The organism is Rhodococcus sp. NPDC056516, assembly GCF_042794655.1.
GTDB lineage: Bacteria > Actinomycetota > Actinomycetes > Mycobacteriales > Mycobacteriaceae > Rhodococcus_F.
Genome location: NZ_JBHTTG010000001.1, coordinates 790008 through 803944 on the forward strand (window position 1 = coordinate 790008; position 13937 = coordinate 803944).

General features: G+C 62.0%; 15 protein-coding genes. 8 read left to right on the forward strand and 7 right to left on the reverse strand.

The genetic code is table 11. The features are described from left to right. Window positions 1–11: 11 nt before the first annotated feature. On the reverse strand, window positions 12–1274 hold the full coding sequence (locus tag ACFQ6Y_RS03805) for a TetR/AcrR family transcriptional regulator (protein ID WP_378531533.1): 1263 nt from the start codon (window positions 1272–1274) through the stop codon (window positions 12–14). 214 nt (window positions 1275–1488) lie between these two features. Between ACFQ6Y_RS03805 and ACFQ6Y_RS03810 the strand changes: the two genes are divergently transcribed. Next, on the forward strand, window positions 1489–1728 hold the full coding sequence (locus ACFQ6Y_RS03810) for a LuxR C-terminal-related transcriptional regulator (RefSeq protein ID WP_378446777.1): 240 nt from the start codon (window positions 1489–1491) through the stop codon (window positions 1726–1728). A gap of 36 nt (window positions 1729–1764) precedes the next feature. Here the strand turns inward: ACFQ6Y_RS03810 and ACFQ6Y_RS03815 are convergent, their stop codons facing one another. Both ACFQ6Y_RS03815 and ACFQ6Y_RS03820 read right to left on the reverse strand, forming a co-directional pair. Then, complete coding sequence (locus ACFQ6Y_RS03815; protein WP_378531535.1) at window positions 1765–2328, reverse strand: GtrA family protein; 564 nt, start codon at window positions 2326–2328, stop codon at window positions 1765–1767. A 65-nt stretch (window positions 2329–2393) separates the two neighbouring features. Continuing rightward, window positions 2394–3599 (reverse strand): enhanced intracellular survival protein Eis, encoded by a 1206-nt coding sequence (locus ACFQ6Y_RS03820; RefSeq protein WP_378531537.1) that lies wholly within the window; start codon window positions 3597–3599, stop codon window positions 2394–2396. A 135-nt stretch (window positions 3600–3734) separates the two neighbouring features. Here ACFQ6Y_RS03820 and ACFQ6Y_RS03825 point away from each other — a divergent pair, with 135 nt between their 5' ends. Next, the gene (locus ACFQ6Y_RS03825; RefSeq protein ID WP_378531539.1) at window positions 3735–4955 is read left to right on the forward strand and encodes a fatty acid desaturase family protein; all 1221 of its coding nucleotides are present in this window, start codon (window positions 3735–3737) and stop codon (window positions 4953–4955) included. Window positions 4956–4959: 4 nt separating this feature from the next. Here ACFQ6Y_RS03825 and ACFQ6Y_RS03830 read toward each other — a convergent pair whose 3' ends face one another. From ACFQ6Y_RS03830 to ACFQ6Y_RS03845, 4 genes are all read right to left on the reverse strand, one after another. Then, window positions 4960–5628 carry a methionine ABC transporter permease gene (locus ACFQ6Y_RS03830; protein ID WP_378629178.1) on the reverse strand — a complete coding sequence of 223 codons (669 nt, stop codon included), beginning with the start codon at window positions 5626–5628 and terminating at the stop codon, window positions 4960–4962. Beyond that, window positions 5625–6626 carry a methionine ABC transporter ATP-binding protein gene (locus ACFQ6Y_RS03835; protein ID WP_378629180.1) on the reverse strand — a complete coding sequence of 334 codons (1002 nt, stop codon included), beginning with the start codon at window positions 6624–6626 and terminating at the stop codon, window positions 5625–5627. Before ACFQ6Y_RS03835 ends, ACFQ6Y_RS03830 begins: the two co-directional genes overlap by 4 nt. A gap of 12 nt (window positions 6627–6638) precedes the next feature. After that, complete coding sequence (locus tag ACFQ6Y_RS03840) at window positions 6639–7496, reverse strand: MetQ/NlpA family ABC transporter substrate-binding protein (protein WP_378629183.1); 858 nt, start codon at window positions 7494–7496, stop codon at window positions 6639–6641. Window positions 7497–7610: 114 nt separating this feature from the next. After that, the gene (locus tag ACFQ6Y_RS03845) at window positions 7611–8069 is read right to left on the reverse strand and encodes a nuclear transport factor 2 family protein (RefSeq protein WP_378629186.1); all 459 of its coding nucleotides are present in this window, start codon (window positions 8067–8069) and stop codon (window positions 7611–7613) included. Between the two features lie 129 nt (window positions 8070–8198). Here ACFQ6Y_RS03845 and ACFQ6Y_RS03850 point away from each other — a divergent pair, with 129 nt between their 5' ends. The 6 genes from ACFQ6Y_RS03850 to ACFQ6Y_RS03875 are packed head-to-tail and all read left to right on the forward strand — an operon-like array spanning window position 8199 to window position 13863. Further along, window positions 8199–9365 carry an acyl-CoA dehydrogenase family protein gene (locus ACFQ6Y_RS03850; RefSeq protein ID WP_378629189.1) on the forward strand — a complete coding sequence of 389 codons (1167 nt, stop codon included), beginning with the start codon at window positions 8199–8201 and terminating at the stop codon, window positions 9363–9365. Beyond that, complete coding sequence (locus tag ACFQ6Y_RS03855) at window positions 9362–10309, forward strand: MaoC family dehydratase N-terminal domain-containing protein (RefSeq protein WP_378446772.1); 948 nt, start codon at window positions 9362–9364, stop codon at window positions 10307–10309. Before ACFQ6Y_RS03850 ends, ACFQ6Y_RS03855 begins: the two co-directional genes overlap by 4 nt. Further along, on the forward strand, window positions 10309–11424 hold the full coding sequence (locus tag ACFQ6Y_RS03860) for an acyl-CoA dehydrogenase family protein (RefSeq protein ID WP_378629192.1): 1116 nt from the start codon (window positions 10309–10311) through the stop codon (window positions 11422–11424). The genes ACFQ6Y_RS03855 and ACFQ6Y_RS03860 overlap by 1 nt, the downstream gene beginning before the upstream one ends. After that, window positions 11421–11849 (forward strand): MaoC family dehydratase, encoded by a 429-nt coding sequence (locus ACFQ6Y_RS03865; RefSeq protein WP_378629195.1) that lies wholly within the window; start codon window positions 11421–11423, stop codon window positions 11847–11849. Before ACFQ6Y_RS03860 ends, ACFQ6Y_RS03865 begins: the two co-directional genes overlap by 4 nt. Further along, window positions 11849–13027 (forward strand): lipid-transfer protein, encoded by a 1179-nt coding sequence (locus tag ACFQ6Y_RS03870; protein WP_020909132.1) that lies wholly within the window; start codon window positions 11849–11851, stop codon window positions 13025–13027. Before ACFQ6Y_RS03865 ends, ACFQ6Y_RS03870 begins: the two co-directional genes overlap by 1 nt. Window positions 13028–13041: 14 nt before the next feature. Next, window positions 13042–13863, forward strand: a complete 822-nt coding sequence (locus tag ACFQ6Y_RS03875; protein ID WP_378629197.1) for a MaoC/PaaZ C-terminal domain-containing protein — start codon at window positions 13042–13044, stop codon at window positions 13861–13863. Window positions 13864–13937 lie beyond the last annotated feature (74 nt).

Consider the following 13937-nt stretch of genomic DNA (forward strand, 5'->3'; position numbering starts at 1 on the left):
CCCGTACCTGATCAAGGATGAGCCAGCCCGTTCAGGAGCATCGCGCTGACGAAGGCCGCGTTGTCGGCCGGGCTGTCGGATCGGCGGGTGAAGCACCGCAACAGGAGGGTGTTGGTGATTCCTGCGGCGATGTCCATCGGGCTGCTGATGGTCGACAAGACCCCGTTGTCCTGGCCCCGCTGCACAACCGGAGCGATGATCGAGGGAATGTTGAGTTTCTCTTTGAGCGACAGCAGGCTCTCGGGCTCGCCGTAGGTGTCGTGGGCAACGGCAACCAGCAGTGCATCCATGAACTCTGTTTCGTCAGAAGCTAGTTGAGCGCAGCGGAGTAGGAAGTTCTCGATGATCGCGACGTCACCAAGACCGATCAGAATGTCGTCGGCAACGGTTTCTCGCAGTGAGTCCACTCGATTCTGAAGGGCCGCCACCAGAATATGGGGCTTGGTGGGAAACAGTTTGTTCACGGCGGCGCGGGGAACCGCCGCAGTGTCGGCGATGTCGTTGATCTGCGTCATGAAGTATCCGCGCTTGCCGAATTCGCTACGGGCAGCGGCGAGAAAGGCTGCTCGCGGATCACGCGGTAGCGGCCGCGGCGCGGCGGGCTGGTCGATCGGTCCCACAACATCGTCTAGGTGTTGATGGAGACCAGACGTATCGACGACGGCGCCCAATATCGCGAGCAGTGCGTCGGACATCACCTCGGGTGAGACGGAGCGGGAATCGATGCGGCTACGAACGCGGAAGCCGTCGATCAAAGCGTTGACGGTGACAGCGAAGGTCTTGGTGGTGAAAGGCCTTCGAAGTGTTGCGTCGGTTTTCTCGAACAGTGCCTCGTAGGCAGCGGACACGAGTTCGTCGCGTCGACGATATTCGTTTCCCAGAGCGGTGGTGGTTCGCCTGTGTGAGCCCGCAAAAATGTGTGAGAGAAGACTTCTGGCCGTCGACGCTTCGTTGACGAGAGCGTCGAACGCCTCGGTAACCAGGGTGGTGACCGTCGGGCGAAGCGCGTCGTCGTTTGCCATCAACTGTGCGCGCACGGTCTGCTTGACCGTGTCGGCGCTGTGCAAGGTCGATTCGGTGAGGCTGGCGATCACGGCCTCGATGAATTCGGATTTTGTTCGGAATTTGCGGAAGAATGTTGCCTGCGACGCGCCGGCTTGGTTGACGACCTGTTCGCTCCGCAGACCGCGTTCGAGAATGTCTCGAGGAGCCTCGACGAGCGACGTCACGCCTGCATCGATGAATTGCACAGTGGAGGCGTCGTGATCAGTCATCGTCGGTCCTTCGGTCGATCGGCAGTCTCTCCCGCACATAACGGGCAAACGAGACTCTACCGAGGTCAAGGCGCACTCGAGTGGTGTTCTGAGAGTGTTCACTCTCGCTCGAGAGTTCTCCCAGTCAACAAATGGAGTGACCCGGCGACCCCGCTCCGTTTCCATGGGAGTTCGACCGCGCGAAACAAGGCCTGGAAAGTTAGGGACACCACCGATGAAGACTGCCGACTCACCCAGCCTCAGTAGGCGTGAAGTACAGGTGCTGTTGACCTGGATTCGCTGCGACTCGAAAGCCGAAGTCTCCCGTGAGCTGTACATCGCGGAGGGAACTGTGAATACGCACCTTGCGCGTATTCGCGGGAAGTACGACGAAGTGGGCCGGACAGCGCCAACGAAGATGGCGCTGCTTGCTCGGGCTCTTCAGGACGGGTTGATCCGTATCGACGAACTCTGATCGACACGCCAGCTATCTGGTGCGTCGATCCGGAAGTCAGTCGAGGGGGGTGGCGTCCGTTGTCGGTGTCTTGGCGCCAGGAGTCGCTTCGATGTCGAGAACGACCTGGCTGTCGGTGGCGTCTTCGGGGAAGACGTACCGGCGCATGGCCCACCACCGGAAGGCCGTCGCCAGCAGGGTTCCGATGATCGATCCGCTGATGAAGTCAGCGAAATTCTCCATCAACACCGATACCTCGGGTTGACGCAGGTGGAACACGTACCTGGAGGTCCAGAGCGGTACCTGGTTGATGGCCAAACCGATACCGGCGACGATGAAGAACAGGGCAGCCTCGTGATGGCGCTGTCTACCACCGCGCTGAGCGAACGACCACTCGCGGTTCAGGACGTAGGACAGAACCGTTGCGATCAGGACCGCGAGGATGTTGGCCGTCACCGGGTGCTGAGGCAGAACCGTCCACTTGATGCCGAAGAACAGCACCGTGGTGACGATGAAGGCGATGCCGCCGACCACCAGGAACTTGAGCATTTCTGCGTGCGGCAAGACGCGCACGAGAACCCGCTCAGGAAGCCTATTGACCATCTTTTCGACAAACGCCATTGTTCGAGGCTAACCCTGAATACAGCCGACGGCACAAATCGTCGACGCACGTGTCGGCCAGATCATCAGAATCCGTACCCGAGAATTGCCGGCTTCGATGTGCTGAACGCGAAGTCGAGATTCCGGATTTCCTGCGAATCAGTTGCCTGGAGTCGGTGCGCCGCAGCAAAGGCCTTGGCCTGGTGCTCGCCCAGGTACAGGCTGCTCAGAACGTCGGCGGGCATCGTGATCGCGGGCCCGGCGTCGGTGGCCGTGCACGTGGCTTTGCCTCCCTTGACCTGAAGTGCAAAAGTTCCGCCCGCGCTCAGGAAAGGATCTTCGACCTTGATGACGGTGTCCAGGTCAGCAGCGTATTCACGAGCCTCGAGCGCCGCGGGCACGTCCATGATGCGAAGCCACAGACGATCGGAACGCGTGGTTGTCCTGGCGAGGCGGTAGTCCGTCAGCATCAGCCGTAGGGGATCGGCGGGATGCTGGCGTGTCTCGATCCGGGTGACGAGGTCGAGCCCGCAGATCGTGCGCCACAGCGCCGCGTGCGCATCTTCGGTGATCGTCACGAACTCGTCGATCCGGGCGATGCTGTCGCGGCCCTCGCTCGTGTGCCGGTAAGCGATGTATCCGTCCGCGTGTGTCAGAAAGAACAGTCCGGAGGCTCCGTCACGATCCTCGGACGGGTCGGCGAACATGTGATCCCACAGTGGTTGCGGACGGACCTGCGCGCCGGGAGTCTGCAGTCGCCAGCGGTCGTAGATCTCGGGAAGAAGCGTCGTGGCAGCCTTGACGTCGACAATCGACACACCGCCGTTGTCGGGCACCTCCGGGCGGAACTGCGCGAAGCGTCGGTCAAGGGTGATGCCCTCGCTGACGGTGGCCGGGCCGTATCCGAAGCGGTTGTAGATGCCGGCCTCGCTGGCCGTCAGCGCTGCAAGCGGCGCGCCGGTCGACTCGATATGGGCGTGAAGTGCAGTGAACATCGAGCGTAGGACGCCGCGGCGACGATGCGTGGGGGCGACGGATACCCAGGTGATCCCGCGCGTGGGGAGTTGGCGTCCGCCGGGCACGGTAAATTCCATGTCGATCTCGATGGCCACGCCGACAGGTACGTCACCGTCGACGGCAAGGATGATGTCCTCGGGCTTGTAGAGCGCCTTTGTCAGCTCGCTGACCGCGGGAGACGGATGAAAACCGAACCCAACCGAGTCGAGTAGTTGGAGAGCCGGCCAGTCACTCTCGGTAGCGGTGCGGATGGTGATCTTGTTTTCGGGGCTCACGTATTTCGACTCTGGCATAGATTGCACGAAGACGCACATGAATATCGGAGCCGACGTTTCTGCACCGACTCCCAGGGGTACCGCCCGACGGACCAGTCCTGCGGCACGGAGAAAAACCGATACGGAGAAAACACTGTGGCGATCACCGACATCAAAGAATATGCCCACCTCACCGAGGAAGACGTCGAGGCGCTCGGGCGTGAACTGGACGCCATTCGGGTCGATATCGAGGAGAAGCGCGGCGCGCACGATGCTCGATACATCCAGCGGACAATCGCGTTTCAACGCTCTCTGATGGTGGCCGGCCGCATCGTCTTGTTCGCCAGCAAGAAGAAGCCCGCCTGGATTCTGGGGACTGCGCTCCTGGGGGTCGGCAAGATCATCGAGAACATGGAACTCGGCCACAACATCATCCACGGCCAGTGGGACTGGATGAACGATCCCGAGATTCACTCGAGCAACTGGGAGTGGGACAACACCTGCCCGTCCTCGGGATGGAAGCACTCGCATAACTTCACTCATCACAAGTTCACCAACATCGTCGGTCTGGACAACGATGTGGGTTACGGAATCATGCGCGTAACTCGAGATCAGAAGTGGCACGCCGACTATCTCTTTCAACCGATCACGAATTTCGTGCTCGCGACACTGTTCGAGTGGGGCGTGGCACTGCATCACCTGGAAACGGACAAACTCCGCAAGGGCGAGGTGAAGTGGTCCGAGAAATCCGACATGGCCAAGGACGTCGGAAAGAAGATCGCGCGGCAGGTGACAAAGGATTACATCCTGTTCCCCGCTCTGACCGGCCCGGCGTGGAAGACCACGTTGACGGCGAACGTCGTTGCGAACCTCATCCGAAATTACTGGAGTTACGCCGTCATCTTCTGCGGGCACTTCCCCGACGGTGCCGAGAAGTTCACGCTCGAGGAATTCGAGAACGAATCGCGCGCTCAGTGGTACCTACGGCAGATGCTGGGCTCCGCCAACTTTCACGCCGGCCCGGTCATGGCCTTCATGAGCGGCAACCTCTGCTATCAGATCGAGCATCACTGCTTCCCGGATCTGCCGAGCAACCGGTACTCGGAAATTGCGGTGCCGTTGCGCGACCTGTGTGACAAGTACGACCTCCCGTACACGACCGGGCCGCTGTGGAAGCAGTACGGATTGACTCTGCGCACCATCTGGAAGTTGTCGCTGCCCAACAGGTTTCTCTCGGCATCCCAGGACGACGCTCCGGAGACGCACTCGGAGTTGAAGTTCCGTATCCGAGGCGGTATCAAGGAAGTGTTCGGCGTCGATCCGCAGACCGGTAAGCGGCGTGGCTTGCGAACAGCGATCGCAATGGTCTCGAGCTGATCAGTCAGCGCTTGTGCGCCATTGAACGAACCACGAGATCACCGGCCGACTGGATTGCCTGCACCAGCACGATCAAGATCACGACTGCGACGAACAGCACCGGTGTGTTGAATCGTTGGTAGCCGTACTTGATTGCGAAGTCGCCGAGTCCACCGGCGCCGATGGCACCTGCCATGGCTGAGAAACCGATCAGCATCACCGCAGTCAGGGTTGCTCCGGCTACAAGTCCTGGAACTGATTCGGGTAGTAGCACTTTGGTGATGATGTCCTTGTCGGTCGCGCCCATGGACCGTGCTGCCTCGACGCGCCCGGAATCGACCTCACGCAAGGCGTTCTCGACGACGCGGGCGAAGAAGGGCACCGAACCGATGGTCAACGGCACGATCGCTGCCGTGGCGCCGAGCGCTGTTCCGACGATCGCCCTCGTTGCCGGGATGAGGAGGACCAACAAGATGACGAACGGCAGCGAACGGCCGATGTTCACCACGGTGCCCAGAACCGAATTGAGGACGCGGTTGGGACGGATTCCGTCGGGAGCGCTCGCGTGCAACAGAACTCCGAGCGCAATACCGATGATCACGGTGAGCACGAACGAGACGCCGACCATGTAGAGCGTGTCGAGTAGGGCTTCCCATGCTTCGCCCAGGGAATCCTGCCAGGACGTCTTGTTCATGAGAACGTCACCTTCACTCCGCGCTGCGAAAGATGTTCTTCGACAGACTTTCTTGTCTCTTCGTTGCTGGTGAGTCCGGTGTGCGAGGCGAACTCCACGCGAAGGCGACCGACCTGATGAGTGCCGATGTTCTCGATACCTCCGGAGATCACCGTGACGTCGACGTCGAGATCTCGCGAGAGTTGGGAAATCACGGGCGAGGTGGACAGTGAATCGACAAAGGTGAGGAGTGCGGGAATTCCGGTCAGGGTAGTTCGCACCGTTCCGGTCGGCAGTAGTGCCTCGCCGAGTGGCGATCCCGGGTCCGCGACCAGTTCGGTGAGAGTTCCCTCGTCGACGATGCGGCCCTGATCGATCAGAGCGGCGCGGTGGCAGATTCGTCGAACCACGTTGAGTTCGTGGGTGATCAGAACAATGGTGACACCGAGGCGTCGATTGAGATCGGCGAGTAGATCGAGGATCGAATCGGTTGTGTCCGAGTCGAGGGCGCTCGTGGCCTCGTCGCACAGGAGGACGTCGGGTGAAGCCGCCAAGGCCCTCGCGATCCCGACCCGTTGTTTCTGGCCACCGGACAGTTGCGAGGGGAAGGCGTCACGTCGGTCTTCCAGGCCCACCAACTCGATCAGCTCGTCGACGCGGGCACGTCGATCTGCCCGCGAGTATCCCGCCACTTCGAGAGGGAAGGCGATGTTGGCGGCGACCGAACGGGAATGCAGCAGGTTGAAATGCTGGAACACGACACCGATCCGCTTGCGTGTGTCGCGCAGTTGCGCTGGGCTCAGCGCAGTAAGATCGGTGTCGCCCAACAGAATCCGGCCACTGGTCGGGCGTTCGAGCAGGTTGAGGCAGCGCAGCAGAGTCGATTTACCGGCGCCGCTCTTGCCGATGATGCCGAAGATTTCGCCGTCTTCGATTTTCAGGGACACGGAATCGAGTGCATGCAGAACGTTTGTGCCGCTGCGGTATTCCTTGGAGACCGATTCGATCGAGAAGACCATGACGGGTCTCGATCAGGTGGCGCTGGCCGGAATGACCGAGCCCTGGTAGGTCTGCTCGATGAACGTCGCGACGTCGGCGGACGTCAATGCCTCGGCCAACTTCTGCACTCGCGCATCGTTTTCGAGGGAGGTACGAACCGTCAGGACGTTGGCGTACGGGTTGCCCTCGGCCTTCTCGAGCACCAGTGCGTCCTTGGCGGGATTGAGGCCGCCTTCGATTGCGTAGTTGCCGTTGATGATTGCGAGATCGACATTTCCGTCGTCGAGAGTGCGCGGAAGCTGCGGGGGATCGACCTGGGTGAACGTGAGTCCCTTGGGGTTGTCGATGATGTTCTTCTCGCTGATCTGCGTGATGTCGGTGCCGGGGGCGCCCAACTGCTGATCGAGCTTGATCAAACCGGCCTGCTGCAGCAGGTACAGCCCACGGGCGAAGTTCGTCACGTTGTTGGACAAAGCGACCGTTGCGCCCTGGCGCAGGTCGGCCACGTTAGTGACCTTCTTGGAGTATGCACCGAGCGGCTCGACGTGGACTTTCGCCACTGCGACCAGGTCGTCGACACCCTTCTCCTTCGACCACGATTCCTGATACGGCACGTGCTGGAAGAAGTTGGCGTCGGTGTCGCCGGCTTCGAGCACCTCGTTGGCGTCGAGGTCGCCGGTGATCTCGCTGACCTCGATCTTGGTGTCGCCGAGCAGGCCCTTTTCTTCGACGAACTTCAGGATCTCGGCATGCGGAACCGAAGAAGCGACGATGCGAAGAGGCGCGTTGGCGTCGGAGGAGCTGTCGCTCGAGCACGCTGCGACGGTTCCGACTGCGACGGCGGCCACTGCGAAGGCAGCGAGGAATCTTCTGGTGCGCGAGCGTGACATGTGAATCTCCAAGACATAGCCGAACGCACGCCGAGATGGCGTGACAGTTGCTGAACGCTAGCCCGGTAAACCTCCCGTGAGGAGATACAGAATCACCGCGATTTTTTCATGTACCTATTGTCCGAGCAGGATGACCGGAACGTCCTCGGCGAAATCGACGACCAATTCACGACGCGAGAACAGCCAGGTGCCGTCGACCTTTTGGAAGCTGTCCTGGTAACGGATCTCGATCCGGTTGTCCCGGTGGCCGTCGCCCCGCGGATAGATGTGGTGAGCGGAGCAGTAGGCCTCACCGTGTGCGGTGGTGGGGCTGTCGAGGTCGAGGATCTGCTGCTCGACGATGTGCCGCGTCGAGTGCAGATGTGAGACGGCATCGACCACGGAACTGCTGACGACGGAGTTTCCACGTATCTCCGTCGGCGCATCGGTTCCGTTCAATGCCGGCGGCAAGACGAATGCCGCATCGTCGGTGAAGAGAGCGGCAAGTGCGGTGGTGTTTCGGCGGTCGACGGCCTGTGCATACCTGGCGGCCAAGTCGGTGAGAGCGACGCGATCCGAGGAGTCCATGCGCATATCTCACCTTATGTGACGCCGCTCATGTTTCGGCTTCCCGCTCAACGAGACATTCACAGCGCCCACCTGGGCATCTGGTTAGCGTCCAGGCCAAGAGTTGCCAGCCATGAATGCCATAGGAGAACAGCGATGGATCTGAGGGAATCGCCCGAGCAGCAGGAGCTCCGCAAGGAGTTGCGCGCGTACTTCGCGGCGCTGCTGCCGGAAGAGAAGCGTCGCGCGGCCGGCGAGCAAGGTGTGGGCGGCGAGTACTTCCGCGAGATCGTGAAGTTGCTGGGCAAGGACGGCTGGCTCGGCATCGGCTGGCCGAAGGAATTCGGTGGACAGGGACGCTCCATCGAGGAGCAGTTCGTGTTCTTCGACGAGGTTCAGCGTGCGGGACTGCCGTTCCCTTTCGTGACCGTCAACACCGTCGGCCCGACGTTGATGAAGTACGGCACCGAAGAGCAGAAGGAACGTTTCCTGCCCGGCATTCTGGCCGGCGACATCGTCTTCGCCATCGGGTACACCGAGCCGGAGGCCGGAACGGACTTGGCTTCGCTCAAGACCCGCGCAGTCCTCGACGGTGACGAGTGGATCGTCGACGGCAACAAGATCTTCACCAGTGGCGCCAACACTGCCGACTACGTGTGGCTGGCCTGCCGCACCGACGCGGACGCCCCCAAGCACAAGGGCATCTCGATCCTGATCGTCCCCACGGAGGACGCAGGCTTCGAGTGGTCACCGATCAACACCGTCGGCGGCTTGATGGTGACGTCGACGTACTACTCCGGCATTCGCGTCCCGTCGAAGGACGTTGTCGGCGAGGTCAACGGCGGCTGGCAGCTCATCACCGCGCAGCTCAACCACGAGCGAATCGGCCTGGCGGCCATCGGTGGCCGTACCTACGGTCTGTGGAACCTGGTCCTGGACTGGGCCAAGGAGAACGGCGCCATCAAGATCCCCTGGGTCCAGCAGGATTTTGCGCGCACACACGCCAAGCTCGAGGCGATGCGACTGTTGAACTGGAAGATGACGGCAGCCGTCGCACAGGACACGCTCTCCGGAGCGGACGCGGGCGCCACCAAGACGTACGGCACCGAAACTCACGTCGACGTCTATCGCACCCTCCTCGGAATTCTCGGCTCCGCCGGACGCATTCGCCCCGAGTCGCCGGGCGCTTTGCTGGCCGGTCAGATCGAACAGATCTCGCGTCAGGGCGTCGTGAATACCTTCGGCGGCGGCGTCAACGAGGTTCTGCGTGACATGGTCGGCACCATCGGGCTCGGCTTGGTTCGCGAAAAGAGGGTCAAGTGAGCGACATTTCGGCGCAACTCGACGCTTTTGTCGGCCAGACTCTGGTTCCCACTACCTGGGGACCCGACGAGGTCAACATCCCCATGATCCGGCATTGGGCCGAAACCATGGGCGATACCAACCCCGTTTACCTCGACGACGACGCCGCCCGCGCAACCGGACGCGACGGCGTCGTCGCTCCCGCTCAGATGCTCCAGGTCTGGATCATGCGGACGTTCACCGACAAGATGGCGGGCAACGACCCCTCGCAGGTGTGGACCGATCTGATCGCCACCCTCGACGCAGCCGGTTACACCTCCGTCGTGGCCACCGATTCCGATCAGGAGTTCTTCGCCGAACTGCGCCCAGGCGATCGCGTGAACTACACCGAGGTCATCGAGTCGATTTCGCCGGAGAAGAAGACCGGCCTCGGAGTCGGGCACTTCGTCACGACGCTCAAGACCTACCGCAACGGTGACGACCAGGTTGTCGGCACCCAGCGGTGGCGGACGCTGCGGTTCAAGCCTCAGGAGGCTGCTGCGCCCGAGGCTCCTCGTGCGCTGCGTCCGCGTCCGGCTCTCAACGCGGACAACGCTTTCTGGTTCGAAGCAGCCAAGGAGCATCGTCTGGTGATCCAGCGTTGCATGTCCTGCAAGACGTTGCGTCATCCCACCGGCCCGATGTGCGGGGAGTGCCAGTCACTCGAGTGGGACACGATCGACGCGTCGGGCCGGGGCACGGTGTACAGCTTCGTGGTCAATCACCACCCCAAGATCGACGCGTTCGACTACCCGCTGATAGTTGCGGTCGTCGAACTCGAAGAGGGAACCCGATTGATCGCCAACATGGTGGGCATCGCGCCCGAAGATGTCGTGGTCGACATGCCCGTGGAACTTGACTGGATCGACGCCGACCCGGATCTGACGCTTCCCGCGTTCCGGCCGGCCGTACGCGAGGAGCACTGATGGACTTCAATTTCAGCGAAGAGCAGGAAGCAATTCGAGCACTGGCCGACGAGGTCTTCACAAGCAAGGCGACGATCGAACGCACCAAGGAGATCGAACTCTCCACTGAGCGCGTCGACCGTGAACTGTGGCGTGAACTCGCGAGCACCGGACTGCTCGGCATCGCCCTGCCGGAGGAATTCGGCGGCGGTGGCCTCGGATTGTCGGAGCTGTACGCGCTGCTCGAACAGCAGGGACGTCACGTTGCGGCCGTGCCGATCTGGGAGACGACCCTTGCGGCATTGGCTGTCAACGAATTCGGCTCCGATTCCCTTCGCGCCGAACTCCTTCCGGGAGTTGCCGACGGCAGTCGATTCCTGACCGTCGGACTCGAAGAGTTCGGTCCGTACACGGGCGGCGACCCACTGACCACGGCTGAGCAAGATGCCGAGGGCAATTGGACCGTGACGGGTGAGAAGGCAGTAGTGCCGATGACTCACATCGCGAACCTCGCCCTCGTCTCGGCAACCACGTCCACCGGTACGGCATTGCTGCTGGTGGACCTGAGTGCCGAAGGAGTGGCGCTCGAACAGACACAGGCCACCAACTGGGAGATCTGTGCCAACGTCACCTTGGCCGGAACGCCGGCGCAACTCATCGGCGCGGCCGACGGTACGACGGTTCCGTGGCTGATCGACCGAGTCGAGCTGGCATTGGCCGCAATTCAATGGGGCGTCGGATCGGGTGCAGTCGCGCAGGCCGTCACGTACCTGAACGGCCGCAAGCAGTTCGGCCGACCCCTCGCAACGTTCCAGGCGGTCAACCACCAGCTCGCCGATTGCTACATCGATCTCGAGGCAATGCGAGTGACCTTGTGGCAGGCAGCATGGCGCATTTCCGAGGGATTGGATCTCGGAACCTCGGTACTGGTCGCCAAGTGGTGGGCAACCGACGGCGGACAGCGCGTCGTGCATCGCACCACGCATGTCCACGGCGGTATGGGCGTCGACACCGACTACCCGGTTCACCGTCACCTGCTGTGGGGTAAGCAGATTGCCGCCACCCTCGGGGGTTCCAGCTCCGACCTCGCGCGTCTGGGTGCGCAGCTCGCATCCGGTGTGGAGGTGCTCGCATGACCGTTCTCACCGGTCGCAGCTACGCGGACATCATGGTCGGAGAGGCATTGCCCGAGTTGGCAATCCCGCTGACGCGTACGTTGATCGTCGCCACCGCAATTGCCACCCGCGATTTCCAGGACGTGCACCACGACCCGAGCCTGGCCCAGGAGCGCGGCTCCAAGGATGTCTTCATGAACATCCTCACGAGCAACGGTCTCGTCGGCCGTTACGTCACGGACTGGGCCGGATCTGCATCGACCCTGCGCCGCATCGCCATTCGTCTCGGCGCGCCCAACTACCCGGGTGACACCATGACGATGACCGGTGAGGTCGTGTCCAAGGAAGACGGAGTGGTCGTGGTCAAGGTGCAGGGTGCAAACAGCCTCGGCAACCATGCATCCGGCACCGTCGCAGTCGCTTTCAAGGAAGAGGAGAGGCTCTGATGGCGATCAGCCCACTCTCGGGAGCCGCCGCCATCGTCGGCATCGGATCCACCGAGTTCTCCAAGAACTCCGGCCGCACCGAACTGCAGTTGGCGTGTGAGGCCATCGTCGCGGCACTCGCTGACGCCGGTATCGATCCGTCCGAGGTCGACGGTCTGTCCACCTACACGTCGGAGACGAACGGCGAAGCGATCGTGGCTCGCAACTGTGGCCTCGGCGAGCTGAAGTTCTTCTCGCGCATTCACTACGGTGGCGGCGCCGCGTGTGCCACCGTGCAGCAGGCGGCCATGGCAGTTGCGACGGGTGTTGCCGACGTCGTGGTTTGTTACCGCGCCTTCAACGAGCGCTCCGGTGTGCGCTACGGCCTTGGCCAGCACGATCGCCCCATGGACAGCACCGCGGATCGCGCGGCATATGCGTGGATGACTCCGCAGGGATTGTCGACTCCCGCTCAGTGGGTCGCCATGTTCGCCCGCCGCTACATGCACCAGTACGGTGCGACGAGTGAGGACTTCGGACGAGTTGCAGTGGTGGCGCGCAAGCATGCCGCCAACAACCCGGCTGCCTGGTTCTACGAGCGTCCGATCACACTCGAGGACCATCAGAACTCGCGCTGGATCGCCGAGCCGCTGCACCTGCTCGACTGCTGCCAGGAAACCGACGGCGGCCAGGCATTGGTCATCGTCTCTGCCGAGCGCGCAAAGGATCTGGCCAACAAGCCCGTCATCATCAAGGGCGCCGCTCAGGGCAGTAGCAAGGATCAGCACATGATGACCAGCTACTACCGTCCTGACATCTCGGGTATCCCGGAGATGGGCCTGGTTGCTCGTCAGTTGTACGGCCAGAGCGGCCTGACCCCTGATGACATCAACGCCGCGATTCTGTACGACCACTTCACCCCGTTGGTGCTTCCGCAGCTCGAAGAACTGGGCTTCTGCAAGCCAGGCGAAGCCAAGGACTTCATTCGCGAAGGCAACCTCGAGATCGGTGGACGCTTGCCGTCCAACACTCACGGTGGTCAGGTCGGCGAGGCATACCTGCACGGCGTCAACGGAATTGCCGAAGGTGTGCGACTGGTCCGAGGAACGTCGACCAATCAGCCCGACGGCGTCGAGAACGTCCTGGTCACAGCCGGAACGGCAGTGCCCACCAGCGGTCTCGTTCTAGGCGCTGTTTAAGAGAGGAAATGACAGTGACAACTTCGGAAGCTGCGAAGACCGCCGGCGATTGGCGCGGAGCCGATCTCGGCACCCGCACCGTGGCGTACACCGAGCGCGACGCGATCTTGTACGCACTCGCCGTGGGCGCCAAATCAACCGAGCTGGACCTCGTCTTCGAGGATCAGCTTCGGGTACTGCCGACTTTTGCTCTGACGCTGGCACAGTGGGCTCCCGACGCTCTGGGCTCGGCGGGCGCCTTCGACACCTCGACGGCACTGCACGGCTCGCAAGAGTTGAAAGTGCTTGCTCCGCTTCCGCGTAGCGGTGAGGTGACGTTGAAGGCTTCGGTCGGCGAGGTGTGGGACAAGGGCGCAGCAGCGGTGTTCGAAGTGAAGGTCGAATGCGAATACTTCGTCGCGACCTGGTCACTTTTTGCTCCCGGTGCCGGTGGATTTGGCGGAGAACGTGGACCCTCACGTCCGGCGGAGCCGACCGGTGAGCCTTCGCTGACCGGTGTGCTGACCACAGCGGAGAACCAGACGGCGATGTACCGGCTCCTGGGCGACAAACACCACATCCACATCGATCCCGAGGCTGCGGCGCGGATCAACCAGCCGCGTCCGATCATGCACGGGCTGTGCACGTTGGCCGCCAGCACACTCGAGCTTGCTCGGATCGCCGGAGTGCATCCGGCTGATCTTGTCAGTCTCGAAGGTCGATTCGCTGCGGCGATCCATCCGGGTGAGGCGCCGTCCATCGTTGCGTGGGGAACTCCCGATGACTTGGCTTTCCAGGTCACCAAGGATGAGCAGGTGGCGATTTCCGGTGCACGAGTGAGCTTCTCCGCTCACTAGTCCCTCCAGGCTCAACTGCGGGGTGCTTGACCCCTTGTCGCGCCCCGCAGTTGTTCGCACGAAGAAACAGCCCC

Coding starts and splice junctions, on each gene's coding strand:
- ACFQ6Y_RS03865 (WP_378629195.1), top strand. CDS start 11,421: ATGACCGTTCTCACCGGTCGCAGCTACGCGGACATCATGGTCGGAGAG.
- ACFQ6Y_RS03805 (WP_378531533.1), bottom strand. CDS start 1,274: ATGACTGATCACGACGCCTCCACTGTGCAATTCATCGATGCAGGCGTG.
- ACFQ6Y_RS03815 (WP_378531535.1), bottom strand. CDS start 2,328: ATGGCGTTTGTCGAAAAGATGGTCAATAGGCTTCCTGAGCGGGTTCTC.
- ACFQ6Y_RS03850 (WP_378629189.1), top strand. CDS start 8,199: ATGGATCTGAGGGAATCGCCCGAGCAGCAGGAGCTCCGCAAGGAGTTG.
- ACFQ6Y_RS03845 (WP_378629186.1), bottom strand. CDS start 8,069: ATGCGCATGGACTCCTCGGATCGCGTCGCTCTCACCGACTTGGCCGCC.
- ACFQ6Y_RS03870 (WP_020909132.1), top strand. CDS start 11,849: ATGGCGATCAGCCCACTCTCGGGAGCCGCCGCCATCGTCGGCATCGGA.
- ACFQ6Y_RS03830 (WP_378629178.1), bottom strand. CDS start 5,628: ATGAACAAGACGTCCTGGCAGGATTCCCTGGGCGAAGCATGGGAAGCC.
- ACFQ6Y_RS03835 (WP_378629180.1), bottom strand. CDS start 6,626: ATGGTCTTCTCGATCGAATCGGTCTCCAAGGAATACCGCAGCGGCACA.
- ACFQ6Y_RS03860 (WP_378629192.1), top strand. CDS start 10,309: ATGGACTTCAATTTCAGCGAAGAGCAGGAAGCAATTCGAGCACTGGCC.
- ACFQ6Y_RS03810 (WP_378446777.1), top strand. CDS start 1,489: ATGAAGACTGCCGACTCACCCAGCCTCAGTAGGCGTGAAGTACAGGTG.
- ACFQ6Y_RS03840 (WP_378629183.1), bottom strand. CDS start 7,496: ATGTCACGCTCGCGCACCAGAAGATTCCTCGCTGCCTTCGCAGTGGCC.